This is a genomic window from Capnocytophaga sp. oral taxon 380 str. F0488 (assembly GCF_000318255.2).
Taxonomy (GTDB): Bacteria; Bacteroidota; Bacteroidia; order Flavobacteriales; family Flavobacteriaceae; genus Capnocytophaga; species Capnocytophaga ochracea.
Window position 1 is genome coordinate 57,397 of sequence record NZ_KB291171.1, and the last position, 20,327, is coordinate 77,723.

Annotated in this window: 7 protein-coding genes; 3 read left to right on the plus strand and 4 right to left on the minus strand. The window is 40.0% G+C overall.

Annotated elements, in window-relative coordinates:
• Positions 1–6: 6 nt before the first annotated feature.
• Positions 7–195: a hypothetical protein gene (locus tag HMPREF9078_RS12055; RefSeq protein ID WP_034542456.1), complete on the minus strand. Its 189-nt coding sequence runs from the start codon at positions 193–195 to the stop codon at positions 7–9.
• Positions 196–425: 230 nt separating this feature from the next.
• Here HMPREF9078_RS12055 and HMPREF9078_RS00660 point away from each other — a divergent pair, with 230 nt between their 5' ends.
• Positions 426–1,187 carry an acyl-[acyl-carrier-protein] thioesterase gene (locus HMPREF9078_RS00660; protein ID WP_009418782.1) on the plus strand — a complete coding sequence of 254 codons (762 nt, stop codon included), beginning with the start codon at positions 426–428 and terminating at the stop codon, positions 1,185–1,187.
• 76 nt (positions 1,188–1,263) lie between these two features.
• On the opposite strand, the gene HMPREF9078_RS00665 is transcribed toward HMPREF9078_RS00660, so the two are convergent.
• Complete coding sequence (locus HMPREF9078_RS00665) at positions 1,264–17,151, minus strand: T9SS type B sorting domain-containing protein (protein WP_009418783.1); 15,888 nt, start codon at positions 17,149–17,151, stop codon at positions 1,264–1,266.
• Positions 17,152–17,779: 628 nt separating this feature from the next.
• Between HMPREF9078_RS00665 and def the strand changes: the two genes are divergently transcribed.
• Together def and HMPREF9078_RS00675 are read left to right on the plus strand one after the other, a co-directional pair.
• The gene (gene def / locus HMPREF9078_RS00670; protein WP_009417946.1) at positions 17,780–18,370 is read left to right on the plus strand and encodes a peptide deformylase; all 591 of its coding nucleotides are present in this window, start codon (positions 17,780–17,782) and stop codon (positions 18,368–18,370) included.
• A gap of 75 nt (positions 18,371–18,445) precedes the next feature.
• Entirely contained in the window at positions 18,446–18,859 is a 414-nt protein-coding gene (locus tag HMPREF9078_RS00675; protein WP_009418785.1) for a DUF5606 domain-containing protein, read from the plus strand.
• A 228-nt stretch (positions 18,860–19,087) separates the two neighbouring features.
• Here HMPREF9078_RS00675 and rpmF read toward each other — a convergent pair whose 3' ends face one another.
• Together rpmF and HMPREF9078_RS00685 are read right to left on the minus strand one after the other, a co-directional pair.
• Positions 19,088–19,282 (minus strand): 50S ribosomal protein L32, encoded by a 195-nt coding sequence (rpmF, locus tag HMPREF9078_RS00680; protein ID WP_002673108.1) that lies wholly within the window; start codon positions 19,280–19,282, stop codon positions 19,088–19,090.
• Positions 19,283–19,298: 16 nt separating this feature from the next.
• A complete protein-coding gene (locus HMPREF9078_RS00685) occupies positions 19,299–19,829 on the minus strand; it encodes a DUF177 domain-containing protein (protein WP_009418786.1) in 531 nt (176 codons plus the stop codon).
• Positions 19,830–20,327 lie beyond the last annotated feature (498 nt).

The window sequence follows — 20,327 nt, forward strand, 5'->3', positions numbered from 1 at the left end:
CCCTTCTCATAGCCTTTTTTCATCAAATTTCCTCTCGACCCTCTTCCGTTCTTCTCCGTTTCCTTCCGAAAGCTCATCTGTGTCACTTTTAGGGGTATACACTTTGCCAAAATTTTTGCCCGTGTGGCTCACACTGCCTGTGCGGCTCGCACCTTTGGCAAAGTTAATTATCAGTATTTCTAGCATTATTGGCATTTCCTCATTTGCTAATTCTCTCATTTCCTCATTTCCTCATTTTCAATTTTTTTTCTCGCTCGTATGGCTCACACACTTATTTTATTTCAATTTCTGTACCGTCAAGTACACTTCTTTTTTAAAGAAAAATTTGTGCGTTTGCTCTATTCTGTCCCATAAAAAGTAAGTAAATAGAAAATAGTTTTATATCTTTGCATATTCAAAAATAAATTATCATTAAAAAGTATATTATGGAAGATAAAACAATTTTCACCGAAACTTATAAAGTGCGTAGCACACAAGTAAACCTTAACAATCAACTCGGGTTATATGGCGTATTAGGTATGTTGCAAGATATCGCTGCCGAACACGCTTCACTTTTAGGGTTCGGTTATGAAGAGTTAGTAAAAAAAGGATTCTTTTGGGCACTCATACAGCAAAAACTAAAAATGCACTATTGGCCTCAATGGAATGAACGTATCACCGTCAAAACGTGGTCTCTCCCTGTAAAAGGAGTGTATGCTTTTCGCGAATTCGAACTTTTTTGCAACGACAAAAAAATAGGTGAATGTGCTAGTACTTGGATTACCTTAGATATTCAAACACGTCGCCCCATCGAGCTTACTGACCGCCAAGAAATCTTCTCTCCTCGTACCGAAGGCGGACTCTCTTTCCATACTGACCGTATCAATCTCCCCGAAGGTATGTACCAGGTCAACGATTTTAAAGTGCGTGTAAGCGATTTAGATGTCAATTCACACGTAAATAATGTAAAATACACTCAGTGGGCACTCGATATGATGACAGAGCGCAACCATCGCGAGTTTGTTATTAAAGAATATGATATCAATTTCTTATCCGAAACTTTTATGGGAGACGAAATGCAAGGATTTAAAAGCAAAGGTAAATACATCGACGATGCTCATAACTTGGTAGAAACTTATCTGTATGCACAAAAAATAGGCGCTCCTAAACCTGCGTTCATATCTCGCTGGATTGCTGAACGAATCTAAACTATTTATTACTTTTAATAAAAAACCCCTGCGAAGTAAACTTCGCAGGGGTTTTATTTATTATAGATATTACTTACTATCTATACAATGTGAAGTGACCCATATATTCTCGAGCATCTTCACCGTCTTCGTGAGTCTTCAAGATGTACCAGTAGTCACCCGCTGGTAATTCTTTACCGTCATAACGTCCGTCCCATTTTTGTCCTGAACGCAACGTTGTGATATAACGTCCGTAGCGGTCGTAGATATCTACAGTCAAGTTTGGATAACTGCGGAATCTATCAGGATCCCAACCATCGTTGCTACCATCATCATTCGGTGTAAAGAAGTTAGGTGGTACTGACTTCATAAACTCTTTCTCGATGCGCAAGTCGGCTTCACAACCATTTGCATCTTGTACAGTAGCGGTTACCACTTTGTATACTCTTCCGTTTACTATACGGCTAGTTGGGTCGGTAGGTTTAAGAGTATACTCATTGCTTCCATTTTCGTAACTTCCGTTAAAGTAGTAAGTGTATGGAGGATTACCTCCTCTTGCTTCTACTTTTATAAGGTTCAATTCACGTGGGTCGCTCTTGTCTTTCAATTCCAATCCTGGGTAACGTTCTATATCAAAACGTTGTGCAATAGTTTCCTGACAAGTAGATGCTACACCTGCTCCGCGATAGAATACAGTTATATATTGGTTCGTTCCTGGGTCAATAGGTGCTGTCTTAGCTCTATTACCGTCAAACGATTCAAATGGTCTCGCATCACGCACATCAGTACTATTGATAGCATAGCTTGTATTGCTTCGTGTAAGTGCACCGTCCAAATTGTTGAACGTTAGCATCAAGTAGCCTGTCGTCCAAGTAGTAGAAACAGTAGAACAGTTAAAGCCTTTTTCAAAAGTAGCATTAATGCTTGGCGCAGCAGCTACTGTTATTTCTAAGGTTTGTGAACAGATACCAGAGTCACCATATTCTAATTGGTATCTACCTGGTGCTATTCCTGTTCTAGATACTACTGTACCTGTTGCTACACTGCTTGAAGTTCCTATCACATTACCTGATGGGTCTTTCAACGTATAGTTGTATGGTGCACGTCCTCCTGTGAATCGGAAGCTTAGAGCTCCGTCATTAGTGCCGTAGCAAGTTTCTGTTACGGTGCTTGCGTGAGCTACCAACTGTTCAGGTTCTACAATGGTAAAGGTGCGTTCTACTTCACAGCCTATCACATTGTCTTTCACCTTCACAATATACTGTCCTTTTGGCAAGTTAGTAAACTTATTAGTTCCATCAAAAGTTCCTGCCTCTGGTGAGATAGTAAATGTATAGCTTCCTGTACCACCTGTGGTTGCATAAGTAATCGTACCATCATTCACACCATAACAACTCATATCAGTTTTAGTAGACGATACTGTAAGATTTGTATAAGCTTCTACATCTACCGTTATAGTACGTGTACAACCGTTATTATGTGCTATGGTAACAGTGTGAGTACCTGGTGTTACTATAAAGCGTCCTGAAGCTTGTGGTGCTCCTCCATCTATGCTATATGATACATATCCTGCATATTTTGAATTAGAAGAAGCTACAATAGTATTCACTACGGTATTATTACCACAACTGTACTCTACGGTAGCAGTAGCTTGTAAGTCTACTCCTTCCTTGATTGTTACCGGTACTTCGGTAGTACAGCTTCGAGCGTCTTTCACGTAGATAGTGTAAGTACCAGAAGCTAATCCCGTATAGAGGGTCTTGCCTACTGTCCAAGTTACATTATCTATTGAAGTACTGTAAGAAGCAGTTCCTCCTTTGATAGTGATAGATACTGTACCATCATTACCACCTTTACATACCTCATCGGTTATCTTGTCTATTGAAGCCTCTAATAAAGTAGGTTCTTTAATTTCAAAGGTAGTATCAGTATAGCAACCATTTTCATCTTGAGCTCTTACAATATAGTTACCTCTTGCTAATTTAGTGAAGTAACCACTATCTACAAATCGGTCTAATCGTGGACTGATAGCGTAGAGGATTCTTCCTGTACCTCCTGTCACGGTTACCGAAATAGTACCATCGGCTTCACCATTACAGCTAATATCAGTACTTGCAGTAGCTACTGAAAGTGGTCCTGCCTCCCCAATTTTTATAACTGTGCTTGTTTGTACACAGTCTACACTAATTACTTCCACTTGGTAAGTACCAGAAGACAAACCTCCAAATGCCCAATCAGTAGCATTTTCTTGGGTAGCAGTAGCTGTTTGTGCTACACCTCCTTTATACAATTTGTATTGGTAGTTACCCAAAGCACCAGTGGCTGAGAAAGTAATCTTAGCTGTACTATCTCCATTACATTTTACATATGCCTCAGAAGTATCTACGTGTAATTGTAATGGTTGTAATGCTTCTATCGTTATCTTGTTAGACAACTTCGATTGACAACCGTGACTATCTATCACATAGAACTCGTACTCTCCTACTCCTGCTTGAGTGCTATTTCCTGTAAGTGTTGTAGTAGTTGTACCGTTGGCTACCATATAGTAAGTATAACCTGGAGTACCACCTGTTACAGTAATTGAAATAGTAGCTTGTTGCAAGCAAGTAAGCGGTTTAGCAATTGAGGCAGTTACCTTCATTTCACGAGGTTCATCGATAGTTACTGGAATAGTAACGTCACAACCCCAACCATCTATAATCTTCACGTTATATGAACCTGCATATAGGTTAGTGAAAGTAGTGCTAGTTTGTGCACCTCCTATTTGTGCACCTCCCACATTCCACAATTCGTAAGCGTAATTACCACTTCCTCCTGTTGGGCTCACCACTGTTATTACTCCTGTTCTATCGTTGAAGCAATTCAAAACAGTAGTTGCTGATATGCTTGCCGAAATAGGTGCTGGTGGTGCCATTACTACATTAGTAGTAGTTGAACAACCTCCTCGGTCTGTTACTTCTACCGTATAGGTATTGGCAGTCAATCCTTCAAATAAGGTAGTGGTGGTATAGGTACCATAAGTAGCGTGAGGAGCTCCTCCCACTAACAAGCGGTATTGATAATCACCCCAACCTCCTGTTACATCTATACTGAAGGCACCTTTATTATCATTAGGTTCACAAGTGATGCGATTTGTAATAGTAGGACTCACTGTCAAAGCTCGTGTAGGAGCTGATACCATCACCGATGTAGTGGTTACTGTACAGTATGGTGATTGTGTTTCCACTACTCTTATTACATATGTTCCTGCCGATAAACCTGCAATTACCTCTCTTCTCTCAGTAGCCGCATTTGCTTGTACAGTTCCTGTTATTCCTGTTGGAGCTAAGGTAGTCGCATCAAGCACTTGATAGTTATAAATACCTTGATAACCTTTTACAGTAAGGGTAATCTCACCATCATTGCCTCCTACACACGATACTGGTTTAGTTTGTGCAGCAGTTACTTCTATATCGCTGAAATCTATAACCGTATGCGATGCAGTAGCATAACAACCTGTTTCAAGGTCTATTACTTTAATTTCATAGTACCCAGGTGTATTGAAGCCTATATTAGCTGTGTTCACTCCTGTGGTAAGCGTTTGTGTACTTGGGATAGCCACTCCAGCTCCGGTAGAGGTTACTTCTATACGATATCCTTTGTTATTACCTCCATTAATAGTTAAGGTAATACTTTCGGTAGCGTTACAGCTTATTTGGCTTGTTCGGTTCACATCAATACTAGTAATGCGTTTTAATGGCGGTATTACTAATGGGTTCGCACTGTTATCAGCTTGACAACCGTTCGCATCGCGTATATACACTATTACTGTTTGAGTGTGAGTACCATTGCTAGTTACACTGTATACTCCTGTATGGTTCACCCAACCTGAGGTAGTAGTAGAGGTACCGTCAAACACTTCAAAGTTGAAAGTATAAGTACCTGTTCCACCGCGACCTGTCGCTTGAATGATAGCTTGTTGTGCATTATTATTGGCGTCACATTTGAAGTGTGTAGTCACCGTTGTACTGCTTACTACCAATTCATCTGGTTTACCAATAGTGATTACCTGAGTTGCAGTACAGTTACGTGAAGAGGTAAGCGTTACTGTGTATACACCTGCTGGCATTGCATCAAATTCAATATCTTTAGGTGTTACGTTCACCGTTTCACTGCGGAGAGTTCCTCCTGCTCCTGCAATATTAATTTGGTAATCGGTTTGTATTTGTGTACCTGGTATGGTAATCACAAGTCGTCCGTTGCTTGCACCGTGACAAGTTACCGCCGTAGTGGTATAAGTAAAGTTCACAGGCATAGCGTCTGTTACGTCTATATCAGCACCTGTTACGGTAGCACAACCTGTAGTAAGGTCAGCAATTGATACTTTATAAACACCTGCACCTACATTTGTAAATACACCTGTATTATTTACTTGTGGAGTACCACCAGCATTATTAGTTAAAGTATAACGCAAGTTTGTTGAACCTCCTTGGTGAGTTACTGATAAAGTAGCTCCTGTTGCAGGATTACAAGTAATTTGCTTGATAAATACTACTCCTATACTTGCACTATCAATTGGGTCATACAAAGTCACCGATTGAGTAAGGGTAGCGGTACAACCCCAAGTATCACTGATAGCTACTTGGTAAGTGCCTGCTCCTAAGCCTGTAAATACAGTACTTGTTTGTGTAGCTCCTTGTAATACACCATCTCTAATGAGTTGGAAAGTATAGTTGCGTCCTTCACCTCCTGTTACATTTTTTACAGTTATTTCTCCTGAGTTAGGTGTACAGTTTTGTGCTGTAATAGATAGAGTACCTGTAATGTTATTAGGATTAGCAAGTACCACTGTCGAGCTAAGCGTTACCATACAACCTCCTCTATCGCGTATAGCTACGTGGTAAGTGCCCGCTGTTAAGCCTGTAAACACATTAGTGTCTGACCATACAGCACTTGTTGGAGTAGGTGGTGTAGTACTTACATAGTACTGATATCCACCCCAACCGCCTGTAGCATTGGTAATCTCTATTTCACCATTATCATAATTTGGTGCACTTAAACAAGTGATAGACTGAACACTAATACTTGCTGTAAGAGCAACGTCAGCTTCTGATATATTAAAGGTATAAGTTTGTACGCAACCTGTACCACTACTTGTTACCGTCATTGTATAAGTAGCTGATTTCAAACCTGTAATTGTAAAGGTAGGATTAGCTCCTGATACAGCTGGTACTGTAGGTGGTGTTACTCCTCCTGAAGCTATTAAGTTCACAGTATAGTTATGTGTGCTTACTGTATTACTCAATGTGAAGGTAGCTATACCATCGTTATTGCCTTTACAAGTAACGTTCTTGATTTGTGGATTCACAATGCGGAACGTATTTGGATCTGGTGCTACATACAATGCTTTCACTACACAATCTGTACCTGCGTGACCTATCCAGAACGTATAAGTTTGCTTAGGATTTACAGAGAACACATTATTTGTTGTCCAAGGTGCTCCTGCACTTGGTGGTACAGTAGGCTGATTAACTCCCATATAGTAACGCAATTCACTTTGTGTAAGTGGAGGCATACCTGGTGCAGCTACTATATCCACTTTCACTTGTATTGGAGCGTTACAAGTTGGTGTTCCTTGTACGGTTACACTCACTTGTTCTGGGTCTAATGCCTCAAAAGGTTTAATCATTTGGGTAGTAGTAGTAGCACAACCATTCATATCAGTAGCCGTAATGGTTACTATTCCACCGCGAATGTCTCCCACCGTGAAAGTATTGCCTGTACTAGTGATAGTACCTGCAGGGCTTGTATATACAAATTCTACTGTATATGGTGGGGTACCTCCACTGATAGCTCCATTAGGTACACTAATAGTAGCTTGCTGTGCTGTACCACTCGCTGTACAAGCAAACTGTTGTGTCACAATTTGTGTACTGCTAATAGTTACTGGTTTAGGTTCTGCAACTGTTACTGTATAAACTGCTTGACAGCCATTAGCGTCTACTGTAATTGTGTACACGCCTGCTTTCAAATTACTGTAAGTTCTTGTAGCAGCTGTCCAAAGAGGTGTAGAACCAGCAGGACCTACAATAGGTACATTCGTATAGTTAAATGTTCCTATAGTAGCGTTCTTCTCAGTGATGTAAATCTCACCATCATTACCTCCACTACAAGTTACTGATTTCACTGCAGTTTCTATTTGTGGTAACTCTGCTGGCAACACAGTTATAGTCTTAGTAAAGGTGTTGCAACCTGCTGAGGCATTAACATCAGTTACTGTTACGGTATAAACACCTGCTGTAGTGATATTATTTACCTTAGCCTCATATTTACCACTCACTTGTGGGATAGCTGTAGAAGGTACTGTATAACCTGCAGGACCTGTAATAGCATAAGTGTAGTTACCGGTTCCTCTGTCTACTTTTATAGTAATTTCAGCATTTCCTGTCGCACCACAACCTAGGGCTTTAGTAAGTGATGCTTCAGCTTCTAAGTTGGCAGTAACGGTATAGGTAAGTGTTGCTATACAGCCTGTCGCCTTATCGCGGATTTGCAAGTCGTAAGCACCTGCTACCAAGTTGCCAAAAGTAGGACTTGCTTGGTAATCCAAACCACCATCTATTGAGTATTCATAACCGTTGAGTTCTGCTCCTGTAGCCGAAGTACCAGAGCCTGCTGGTGCTTTCGCTTGTGGTTCAATAGTCAAACTGATAGAACCATTCACACAACCCATTAGTTTAACTTTATTAATCTTAGGTGCTGGCTGTACTGTAAGGGTATGAGTACCGAGATCTGCACTACAACCAAATTGGTCTTCCATTGTTAACTTCACAGCGAACGAATATGGTAAAGCTGGGTTAACAGGCATTGGTGGAGTTGCTATATTATCCTTAATAATCTGTACTCTTGAGTTTCCTGTTGCTATTGGCACCGTAAAGCTTACACCTGGAGTTACAGGAGTTACTTTATATGTATAAGTACCTCCACCTCCTGATGGATTCAACACCTCTAATACACCGTTCTTATCACAAGTAATTTGCGTACTTGCTGATACGGTAGCAGTAAGAGTACCTAACTCTCTAATATGAGCATCACGACTACCCCATACACAAGTACCTTCTGTTACTACCACATAGTAAGTCTTGTTAGGTGCTAAGCTATGAGGTCCTGCTGGGGTAACGTTCGTAGCATCATTACCTGGTGCTGGCATTACAGCAGTACCATTCACAATTGGATTGCCTAAACCTGCTCCTGGTGTTTTTTCATATAATACCCAAGTAAGTGGTGCACCCGCTGGAGAACCTCCTGTGTATTGTGACTCACGGTGGATTCTAAAGGTAGCTTGTCCTTGACCTCCGTGACAAGCAGGTTGTGGCGAAACAATCACTGTCATTGCCGGTGTAGCTACATTAGCATAAATATCACCAGTAAATTCAGTTTCACAATTATTTGCATCTATCACTCCAAAAGTATAAGTCCTACCTACTATCAAGTTAGTAAATACATAGGTGCCTGATGGAGTAGGTGCTGACCAAGCTCCTCCATTTACATTATATCGGAAAGGAGGATTACCTGTACTCACAGTTACTGTAGCAGTAAAGTAAGTCTTACCTGCTGTGATACAACCTAAGCGGAAATCTCCTATATCAGTAGTTACACTCACTGTTCCTAACGGACGTGGCACTACATAATCTATTGCACTTGTACTACAAATATCGGAACCTCCTAATGCTGGACGAGTAGCAAAACGCACCCGTACTGTTTTACCCGGCTCAGTCACCCCTGATATAGGTGCTGAAGTATATGGGTTGGTTGGCATTGGATGCCAAGTACCTCCATTATAGTTATAATATATTTGGTTACCTCCTGCTCTATAAGCATTCCACGCCTCGTTAGACATTGTAAGGGTAAGTGATACTGCTTGACCTGCAGTAATACAATCTCCTGGGCTAGATGGTACCGTAATGCTAGCAGTAAGCGCTGGCATATCTTGTAAGGTAACATTTTTACTTGTACTACAACCGTAACGGTCGGTTACAGTAATAGAGTAAGCTCCTGCTACCAAGTTGTCAATTGTATAAGTATTAGTTGCAATACCTGTGAAAGTAGCGATTACTGGAGTACCTGCATTACCGTAACGTACGGTAAAGTTAGCATCACCGGTAATATGCTTCACTACTATCTTACCGTTACCTGAACCCTGACAAGTAGGTGTTATCGTTTCAGTATCGAAGGTAACAGCTGGTACTTTGCGTACCCCTACTTCGTGACGTTTCACACAACGATCAGACTTCACAAATACAGTATAAGTCTGTACTGAACCTGTGATAGTAGGCACATTGTAAGTATTGGTAGTTCCAAAAGTTCCTGCTGTAACAGTAGTTACTGAACCTTTTGCAAAAGCATAGGTATAATTACCATCTCCTCCTGTTGCAGTTACTTCTATCTTACCTGGCACACAACTTTCGTTAGTTACCTTCACACTGGTGTTCAAGGTAGGACGAATAACAATATTCTGTACTGCACTACAACCGTATTGGTCAGTAACGGTCACTCTATAGCTTCCTTGAGTAAGACCAGTGAAGGTATGATTAGTTACCCCTGCTGCTAAAGTTACAGGAGTACCGTTGTTCAATTTCACTTTATAACCACCATTACCCGCATTTATTTTCACGGTTACCTCACCTGTATTGCCTCCTTCGTAGCAATCAGTAGCCGAAAGAGTAAAGTTTACAGTTTGTGGGGTAGGTATATTCAAGTTGCTTGCTAAAGTAGCCTCACAACCATTTTTATCTATTACCTTAAAGTTTACACTTCCTGCAGGTATATTGCTAAAAATAGGTGTAGTTTGTGTCCTACCTGCTCCACCTCCTACTGTATACTGATAACGATAAGGTGGTACCCCTCCATTTGCTACAAGGGTTACACGTGCTTGTTGTCCGTTAGAACACATTGCAGGTTCAGTAATAGTAGCACTAAGAGTAAGCTGAGTAGGTTGTGTGATAGTAACTGTACGAGTTACTTTACAGTTGCCACTGTGGTTAAATTCTATGGTGTGATTACCTACTGATAGATTAGGAATTACTATAGTACCCGCTGTTTGGTTTGAGAAAATAGGAGCTCCTCCATCTACTACTACATTATAATTACCAGCACCTATGTTTTGTACCTTAAAGGTTACTTTTGCTGTTCCCGTTCCATAACAAGTTACATCTGTCTTAGCAGTCATTTCTGCTTTAAATTCTCTATCACCTGGTATGGTAATAACCTTAGTCATTTCTTGCCAGCACACATCTGGTCTTTGGTATACAAATATATCATCTACCAAAAAGTCACAGCCCCAATCAGCCCAGCTATTAGTACGTATTTCTACTCTTATAGAAGTAGCTCCTTTAGGATCTAACTCTCCTTCAAATTTCACCCAGTTATTAGGATCGTTGTGGTGTGCTAATTTACCTGAATTCTTAAAGTCTAACACTTGATTATTAGCCTTGTTCACCAAGCGTATTTGTACGTCTGGTTCTTGAGCTCCTTTATGAGGTTTAAACAAGTTGAACAAGTACATCTCATATTGTACTTTCCTATGAGGGTCTACATCATTTACATCTTTCCAATACAATACGTCTTGGTTTCTTACATTTCCTATATCCACTATCAAGAAACGATCTTTCGGATTTCCTGAACGTGGATTAGGATGTGTCCATATACCTGATACACCCGCACGGTCTACGTCCCCTATTGATATAAATCGAGAGTTCTTATTACCCACTACATAGTGTCCTGGACCTGCTGGGAAGGTAATAAATTGAGCACAGGTCAAGAAGGGTGATATATTAGGAATACATACATCTCCACCAACACCAAAGTCTTCTTTTATAATAGCATTACTTGGCGATTGGTTCAAATCTCTATAACGTACCGTTACGGTATAAGTTCCCGGTGCTAAGCCTGTAATATTGGCAATTCTACCTTTTGCCTTTTTACCATTTACTTCATACTCATAGTCGTAAGAGGTAGGTGATGAAGTCCTAAACTGTACAGTAGCTTTACCGTTACAATCAAAGTCAGTAGCTGTATAGGTAAATCCTGCTGGTTCTGGAATAACGGGGTCTACGGTTACTTGCAATGGCAATTCACAACCTCTCGCATCTTTTATATAAACGGTATGTCTACCCGCTGGCAACCAACCTTCTGATGAAGAAGTATAGTTACCATCATATTTATACGAATATGGAAGCTGACCACCCGATACGTTAGTAAACTTAATCTTTGCTTTACCTGCTGTAGGTCCTGTTTTACCACAACCTATAAGCTCTGCTACACCTACAAATCCTTTAAGTTCAGAGGGCGCATCACTGATATTTCGTGTTGTCTCATACGTACAGTTATTTGCATCTACTACTTTTATAGTATAAGAACCTGGTCGCAAGTTCCTAAATTCTTTTGAAGTACCTCCTCCTAGGTTACTACCATTTACGTAGAAAGTAAATGGTGCTTTACCTCCTGTTACAACTACAGATATAGAACCATTATTAGTACCCTTACACAATACGTCAGTAGAGGTTACATTAGCAGTTACAGCTGCTGGTGCTCTAAGTGTAGCCGAAGATTCTACCCTACAATTATTGCTGTCAAGTACTACTATCTTATAAGTACCTACCTGAGCAGTTTCATATACTACGGTATTATTAGCTGGCACAGCAGTTTTTCCTACTACGATGCCTCCACCTACTTTTTCTACAGTATAAGTATAAGGCGTTGTACCTCCTTTTACTTTCAAGGTAATTCTTCCCTTGCGTTCATTTTCATTTCTTCCACAGGCAATATCCTTGGCTACTTGTGCTCCTGAGCCATCTATCACTATAGGAGTTGTTAAAGCCTTACTATAAGTAGCGGTACAACCATATTTATCTATAACAGTGAAAGTATGGTTACCCACTCCTAAACCTGTGAATGTATATTTAGTACCATTTTGAGTCGCCTTAGTCACTCCGTTGAGTTGGAATGTATAAGGTGCATTATTTCCTCCTCCTGCTACTGTCACTTCTACTTCCACTTTTGCTTGTGAAGTAGTAGCTGTACAGAAGTCGTTAGCTGTACCCGAAGTACCTCTCAAACTAATAGTATTCGGACTCACCACATTGAAGGTAGCGTCTTTAGTACAGTTATTAGTATCTTTCACTACCACCCTGTAAGTACCTGCTTGTGTAATTACAAACTTAGGATTGTTAGAGCCCGTTATTCTTGTAGCTCCTCTATATAGTTCATAACTATAAGGAGCACTACCACCATTGGCAGTAACAGTTACCTCTACACGTGATGGGTTACAACCTATCAATACATTGTTAGGTACTGAAACAGTAATAGCTACAGGGTTAGCAATATTGAAAGCACGTGTTGCCTCACAATTAGGATTATTTTGTTCTGCACGTATTTTCACGGTATGAGCACCCGCAGGTATGTTATCCCATCTGAAAGGATTACCTGTGGTAGCTACAAAACTACCTGTTCCATCTTTTTGTACGTAATAGGTAGAAGGTGCATTTTTCAAGCCTATTTGGTAACTACCTTGCTCTCCATTACATTTAGGTTGCGTAATCTTTTCGGTAGCAGGGTCTACGTCGAAAGCCTTGTCGTTAGCAATCGTTACAGTAGTAGTATAGGTAAAGCCACAAGCCTTTGGCTCTTGGTAAAGATAGATATCGTCTACAACCAAGTCATTACCGCTTTCTATCAAACTATAAGAACGTACAACTGCTATAAGTTTAGTATGATTTCCTGGGTTTAATGGTCTTGGCTTTACTGTCCAATCATCTGCATCACGAGCTCCTCTAATAGGTGGTGTAATGCGATAGCTATCCAAAGGTGTTCGGGCATCTATAGCTGCTTGGTCAGTATAAAGTTCTATCGCAATATCCGGAGCTCCCACAGGATAACGAGGGTCATTAAATCTCAACATATTCATCAAAGCTATTGAGAAAATAACCTCTTTACCTGGAATCAAATCCTCTATGGGTCTCTGATAAAGTATTGCCCCCTCTTGTCCTAAGATTTTACCAATATTTACAAAGAGCATACGTCCATTAGCCAATCCTGTGTGGTCATTAGGTTGCATCCAAGCAGGATTATTAGGATTTAGCCTTTGTGATACTACGTATTCACCATCAGCAACGTATGGGCCTTCATAGTTTATACCACTAGGCCAAGGTTGCCCATAACCGTTTCTAGGCATTGAACCATCTTGCAATTCAAGATAGTATTTCTTGTTAATATATTCATTACCACCATTGCGCCCTGTACCGAAGTCCTCAAAAAAGAGTACGTTTTTGGTAAGAGGATTCGTATCGGCATACTCAATAGTAATAGTATGTACGCCTGGTGCAAGATTCTTAAAGTTATTATCGGTTGTAGGCTGACCGTCTACGTAATATTTATATTTGTAATCATTTTTGTTATTAGTAATCGTAAGAGAACCGCGTCCTTGGCAGTCGTAAGTAATTTGCGAAGGAGTAAAGGTTGGTTCCGGAATTCTTGGGGCTACAGTTACCTTTATGTTTTCACGAGTACAACCTATCGCATCGCGTACTGCCATATTATAGGTGCCTGGTAACATCCATTTTTTCATATCGGTAGTCCAGTTACCATCACCAAAGTTAAATTCATAAGGTTTTTGCCCACCTTGTACGTTCGAGAAACGAACGAGGGCTTTACCGGCATTAACTCCTGTGTCACAACCTACCAATTCTTCTACCCCTGCTGAAGCAATAAGGTTACCTCCCACAAAAGTAGGAATAGTAATAGTGGCACCTGTAACTGTACATAAAGCTCCTGCTCCTCCGTTACCATAGCGTAATACAGGAGTATAGCTTCTTCCCGTTTGTAAGTTCGGGAAGTCTCGCCCTGATTGGAAGTTCACTCCGTCTATACTGTATTGTAATACGTTATAGCTGGAAGCGTTAGTAGGTTCATTAATAGTTATCTTTGCTCTATCACCACAGTTTTGTACGGTATAGTTGGCTGTGATAGCAGGTGTAGGCAAGGTATTTACAGTAGCCGAAGCTTCAGCAATACAGCCGTTGTCGTCTATCACCTTAAAGTTTTTCACCCCTGCAGTAGTAAAGGTAAAGTCGTAATAACTATTTGCGAAGTTATTTTGGTAGGAAGCTCCTCCATCGTTACTATAACCATAGCCATTAGGTCTGTTAGTCTTTCCTCCCTCAGCAGTTACACGCACTATAGCACTGCCACAGCTCAAGTGTCGCAATACCGAAGCCGTAGCTTTAAGGTCTGGCACTTTATCAATACGCACACTGGTTGTAAATTTACAACCATCTGGGCTCGTTACCTCTATGTAGTAATTACCAGCAGTAAACTGGTTAGTAATATTTAAGTCGGTAGTATTGGTAACCGTAGTATAAGCCACTCCACCTGTAGCGTTGTTATTGCGAATAGTATAAGTAAAAGGTGGATAAGGGTTACCGCTAAGTTGTACGCGTATACCTCCCTTGCTGGTACTGCAAGCCATAGGTGTAACGCTGGCAGTCATCGCAGGAGTTCGTTTGTTTATTTGTATTGATTTCTCAAAAATACAAGGCTGTGTAGTAATGGTAGTAGTAAGTACTTGGCGTACGTACACGGTATAGTTGTCTGGAGTTACTATATCAAATACATTACTGCTTTGATAGGGTTTCACCCAGCCAGTAGAACCTGTTTTCTTCAAACCGTATTCATATCCTGCTGGCACCCCATTCACAGTAATACTACCGTTTTTATTACAAATAAGGTCTCGACCTACCAATTGTGGGTCTACATTGTTTTTGGTAATACGGAAATAGTAATAAGGCGACACACAGTTGCCATAAGTAACTACCAAACGGTATACTCCTTCATCTCGCAAAGTAATGTCTCCACTACTTCCTATATCTGTCCAGTTACAGTTATAGTTGTCGTTAGAAGGTGGACACTCTTTGCTTAGGGTAGGTGGTAAAGCTCCACAAGAGCCCAATTTTTGCCACTGATAAGCAGTAGCACCCGTAATTCTAAGACTTACAGGCACTGTAGTACTACCCCCGCACAAATACACTTGTGGATACTCAGTACCCCCTGTATCTGCACAGATGTACACCTCACCATTTAGTTTCCCTTTCGAAAGCAAATCTTTAATAGGGTGTACTGCATTTGCATAAGCATTAGGGTTCACAGTGTGCTCTTCGTACATTGTAGCACAACCTGCTTTACTCTTCGTTACTTTATACACACCTGGTTCACTCACTACTAAGGTGCGTGAATTACCTCCTATAGTACCTCCGCCTACTTTTTCCCATTTGTAAGAGTCAAAGTTAGCTCCTGCCTCCAAGGTAACTGTGCGCTCGCACAATACCGTAGTGGCTTTAAACATACATTTAGTAAAATCAAGGTCTACAATAAAGTTAGACGGTCCTTCTACCCCACCGTTACAAGCTGTAAATTGTGTGTTGAAGCTACCTGCTGTTAAGGGTGTCGATGGGTTAGACACTCCTTTATAGCTTGCTGAGGCTCTATTTTCTACTACATTAGAACACGCATCACGCCATTTGTTACAGTCGTTCACTACTTTTATACCAAAAGAAAGTTCCTGTACGGTAGTTCCTTTCTTCACTAAGCTCTCAGGAATATTAAATGTAAGTTTACGAGAGGCTGGTATATAAGTATAGCTTACCCCTAATGGCATCGAAATATTTGCTGTCGTAGCATCAAAATCTTGTAAGTTTACAGGAAGTATATCAGTAATCTGTACATCTTTAGCATCGTCATTCCCTATATTTTGGAAACGTATTTTATAACGTAACGACTGACCCATTTGCACATTTTGCCCTGTAATATCGGCACCTGCACTGCTGAGCACGCGTTTCTCCATTACAATATGGGGTGCTATCACTTCCACGTTAAAAGCAAACATAAAAGGATAGTAAGCATCTTGGTCCGAATAGGGTCTAAAAGAAGTAGAAGTATCGTTATTATCTAAAAAAGTTTTGCCACTATTAGCCAACTCAAAAACACCAGCATCAAACCCTAATAGGTTTTTTGAAGCCGGTCTACGATGAGGATTAATACCGTTTTCATTAGTAAGAGTACTATTAAAGAAGTTATTAGCAGGACGACCAGGAGCTGATAGTGCCTCATATCCCCAAGTATTTCTTTTTTTCATTGTGAGCTGGTCTCCAGAAATACCTAATTCACCTTCCAAAGCTGCAAAACCCACTTTAGCTCTCACCGGACCAGTAGGCACAGTTTTAAACCCTGAAATATTAATAGTAGGATTATTATTTTCGTTTACTACTGAAAAACCGTCGAATACCGTAATATTACGGGCTTCACGAGTCAAGTCCTCATATACTATTACAAGTGTCCATCCAGCAGCATAACCTACACCTGTTTTCTCATTACCTTTAGGTGCTTGTATATTTCCTACGGTATAGGTATTAGCAATAGTACCATTGAGGTAATTGGTCACCTCGGCACGATACACATAGGCACGTTGCCCATTATAATTACCACCTCCAGTACTCACTATATCATTACCGTCATATACAAGTTCTCCTACCAAATCACGATAAGCCGCCGAACCTACTTTAAATTTTACATTCTTAAACTTACTTCTCTCTAAGCTAGGACTCGTTTGGTTATCAATTCGTTCCTGAGTATAAGCAGCTGCCCAATAGAGGTACGCCCTCACTACCTTTTTACAGGTAGAGGCAGGATTAGGGTCAAGCACAGTTGCCGAACTCGAGTTAAACACCCCCGACTCAGGCTCCACATTGATATACTTCATATCAATGCCTGAATTATCACTGTGCGTACCTGTATAGTCTTGATTGCCCTGTGGACTAAGAATAGTATTCCCAACCACAATCATATCCCCTTTTACGGTACCTTGGTAACGAACACTAAAAGGAATATAATTCTGCCCAAAGGCAACTGAGAGAGTCGCCCAAAAGAAACATTGTAATAGTAATAACTTTTTCATATGGAAGTTATGTTTGTATTTATGCTATTGCAGTATAGCAATAGTGAAATTATTAATATTGTTGCTTGAAATCTTATAATATATAAAGGTGTCTCATACATCTTTTTGTATAATAGTTACACCTCTCTCTTCAAACGCAAAAGTAAGATATTTATTTTATATAATATACACTACACAAATATTTAACATTATTTAACATAGTGCTACACAATACAAATTACCTTTTTACACATTAAACATACTGCAAATCAACAGATAGCGTCTTTTACACTCTCTCGTTGTGCATTTTGTATTCTGTTAAATAAAAAGGCGTTTTATTAAGAGTTTTTTCCTCCATTCTTCCCTAAAAAAGGAAAAACACTACACGGTATAACTGTGTAGCTTTTCTTTCTGGTGCAAAGATACAACAAACTTTTCTCATTTCCACATTTTCTCATTTCCTCATTTCCACATTTCCACATTTTCTCATTTCCACATTTTCTCATTTCCACATTTTCTCATTTCCTCATTTCCACATTTTCTCATTTCCTCATTTTCTCATTTCCTCATTTTCTCATTCTCTCATTTGCTCATTTGCTAATTTCCAAATTATTCTTACCTTTGCGCCCGATAAACAAATTAAAACACAATGGTTTTACCTATTATTGCTTATGGCGACCCAGTGCTCAGAAAGGTAGGAACTGAAATCCCCCCCGATTATCCTCAACTCAAAACACTGATTGCTAATATGTACGACACTATGAATGCCGCTTATGGCGTAGGGCTCGCTGCTCCTCAGGTAGGGCTCTCTATACGCTTGTTCGTAGTAGATGCCTCTCCTTTCGCCGATGACGATGAGCTTTCAGAAGAAGAACAAACTTTCTTAAAAGGCTTCAAAAAAACTTTTATCAATGCCAAAATAGTAGAAGAAACAGGCGATACTTGGAACTTCAACGAAGGGTGCCTCAGTATTCCTGGCGTACGAGAAGACGTTAGCAGGCACAAGCAAATCACCATTGAATACTTCGATGAAGACTTTAATAAGCAAACACTTACCATTGGCGGACTCGCGGCTCGTATCATTCAGCACGAATACGACCATATCGAAGGCATTCTGTTCACCGATAAACTCTCTTCTTTTAAACGCCAACTCATCAAAAGTAAGCTGGCTAATATCAGTAAAGGAAAGGTAAAGGTAGACTACCGAATGAAATTCTTTGATGCCAAAAACAAAAGATAGTACACTAACTTACAGTTATAATTAGTAACACTCATAACTTTTAACTCTTAACTTTTTAACTCTTAAATAAATACAATGAATCTAACAAAAGTATTAGCCATTTCTGGCAAACCTGGTTTATATCACTTAGAAACTCAAACACGCTCTGGTTTCTTAGCCACTTCGTTAGCCGATGGTAAGCGTATATCAGTAGGCATTCGCAACAACGTGAGCCTATTATCTGAAATCGCAATTTATACACTCGAAAAAGAAGTGCCTCTCACCGAAGTTTTTACTAATATGAAGAACTTTGAAGAAGGAAAAGAAGCGCGTATCTCTCCAAAATCCGATGGAGCTACTCTCGAAGAGTATTTCTCTCAAGTACTCCCTAATTACGACCGCGACCGTGTGTATGCCAGCGATATTAAGAAAATAATCCAATGGTACAACCTTCTATTAGCCAAAGGTTTCTTAGAAGAAGACCCTCAAGAAGACACCCCAAAAAGCTAATTCACAGTACAATCATTTTACAATCAGTATTTACTTTGCCAAAATTTTAATCGCTTGTCGTGCTACGGTTATGCAACGACCTTTGTCAAAGTAGACTATCTTGATAATCTATTTCCTTTAGTTATATTGTAGGGGCGATTTGCAAATCGCCCTCACAAAGCAAAAAAAGAGAACAATATTAATATTGTTCTCTTTTTTTATAATCTTATAAAATCAAATGAAGCAAAGCTATTTTGCTTCTTCTGTACTATCCACAAGCACCTGTCCACGGTAGTACAATTTACCTTCGTGCCAGTGTGCGCGGTGATACAAATGGTTTTCACCAGTTGTTGGATCTTTTGCTATTTGAGGAACTACCGCTACGTCGTGGGTTCTTCTCTTATCTCTTCTTGTTTTTGATTGTCGTCTCTTAGGATGTGCCATTACTTAATTCTTTATATTATTTATCTGTTATTAAATTCTTTAAACTTTCCCAACGCGGGTCTATAGTCACCGTATTGTGGTGCTCTCTTGGAGCAAGTGCTTCCAATTTATCTAATACCGCCGAGTGCATCGTCCCATTCAAAACATCAGGGTGTACACGCTTAGCAGGGATTGACAACACAATAAGTTCATATATATATTGTGCCACATTCAGTTGGTATTCTCCGTGAGGAAGTATTAAGATTTCTTCATCGTCATCATTATACTCTTCACCAAACTTCACCACCAAAAAAAGTGTTCCTTCTACTGCCAAGTCAAAAGGCTCATTAGAAACATCACAATTCACATTCACAGTACCCCTGTTGTGAAAATGCAGTTCCAACAAGTTGCTCTTCTTGTCTAAATCAACGATTACTTGCTGATGAATATCATTCACCTCGTCAAAATTAAACAGTTGCAGAAACGCTTTGTCAATCTCATAAACAAATTGATGTCTCCCCTGTTTTAAGCCTGCAAAAGAAATATCGTATTCTTTTAACTTTCTCATTTTCTACAAGTTTAGTAATCAATTGTTCATTTTTCAAGGTGCAAAGATACAACTTTATTTTTATATACAAACTTTTTACCTCACTTTTTTATCATAACCACATCATATCCCCTCAAAAACCCCATTTTTCATTAAGCAATCCTCTCTTCTCAAACATTCTTGTCTTTGTCTTATCTTTGTCTTATCTCCACCTTATCTCCACCTTATCTTCGTTCATTCTTCGTTCATTCTTCGTTCATTCTTCGTTCATTCTTCGTCTATTCCTCGTTCATTCCTCGTTCATTCTTCGTTCATTCCTCACTGACCGTGCGACTTGCTCCTACCCGTGCGACTCGCACCTGCCTGTGTGGCTCGCACTTTTCCGTCATACTCCCCCTAGTGTCTATGACCTAAGGCCTAGTGCCTATTCTTTTTTCTTTCGCCTCGAAACCTTGTTTTTAACATTTTTAGCGTTGTTGTACTACAGTATAAATCAACTACTTATATACCCTTTCTATA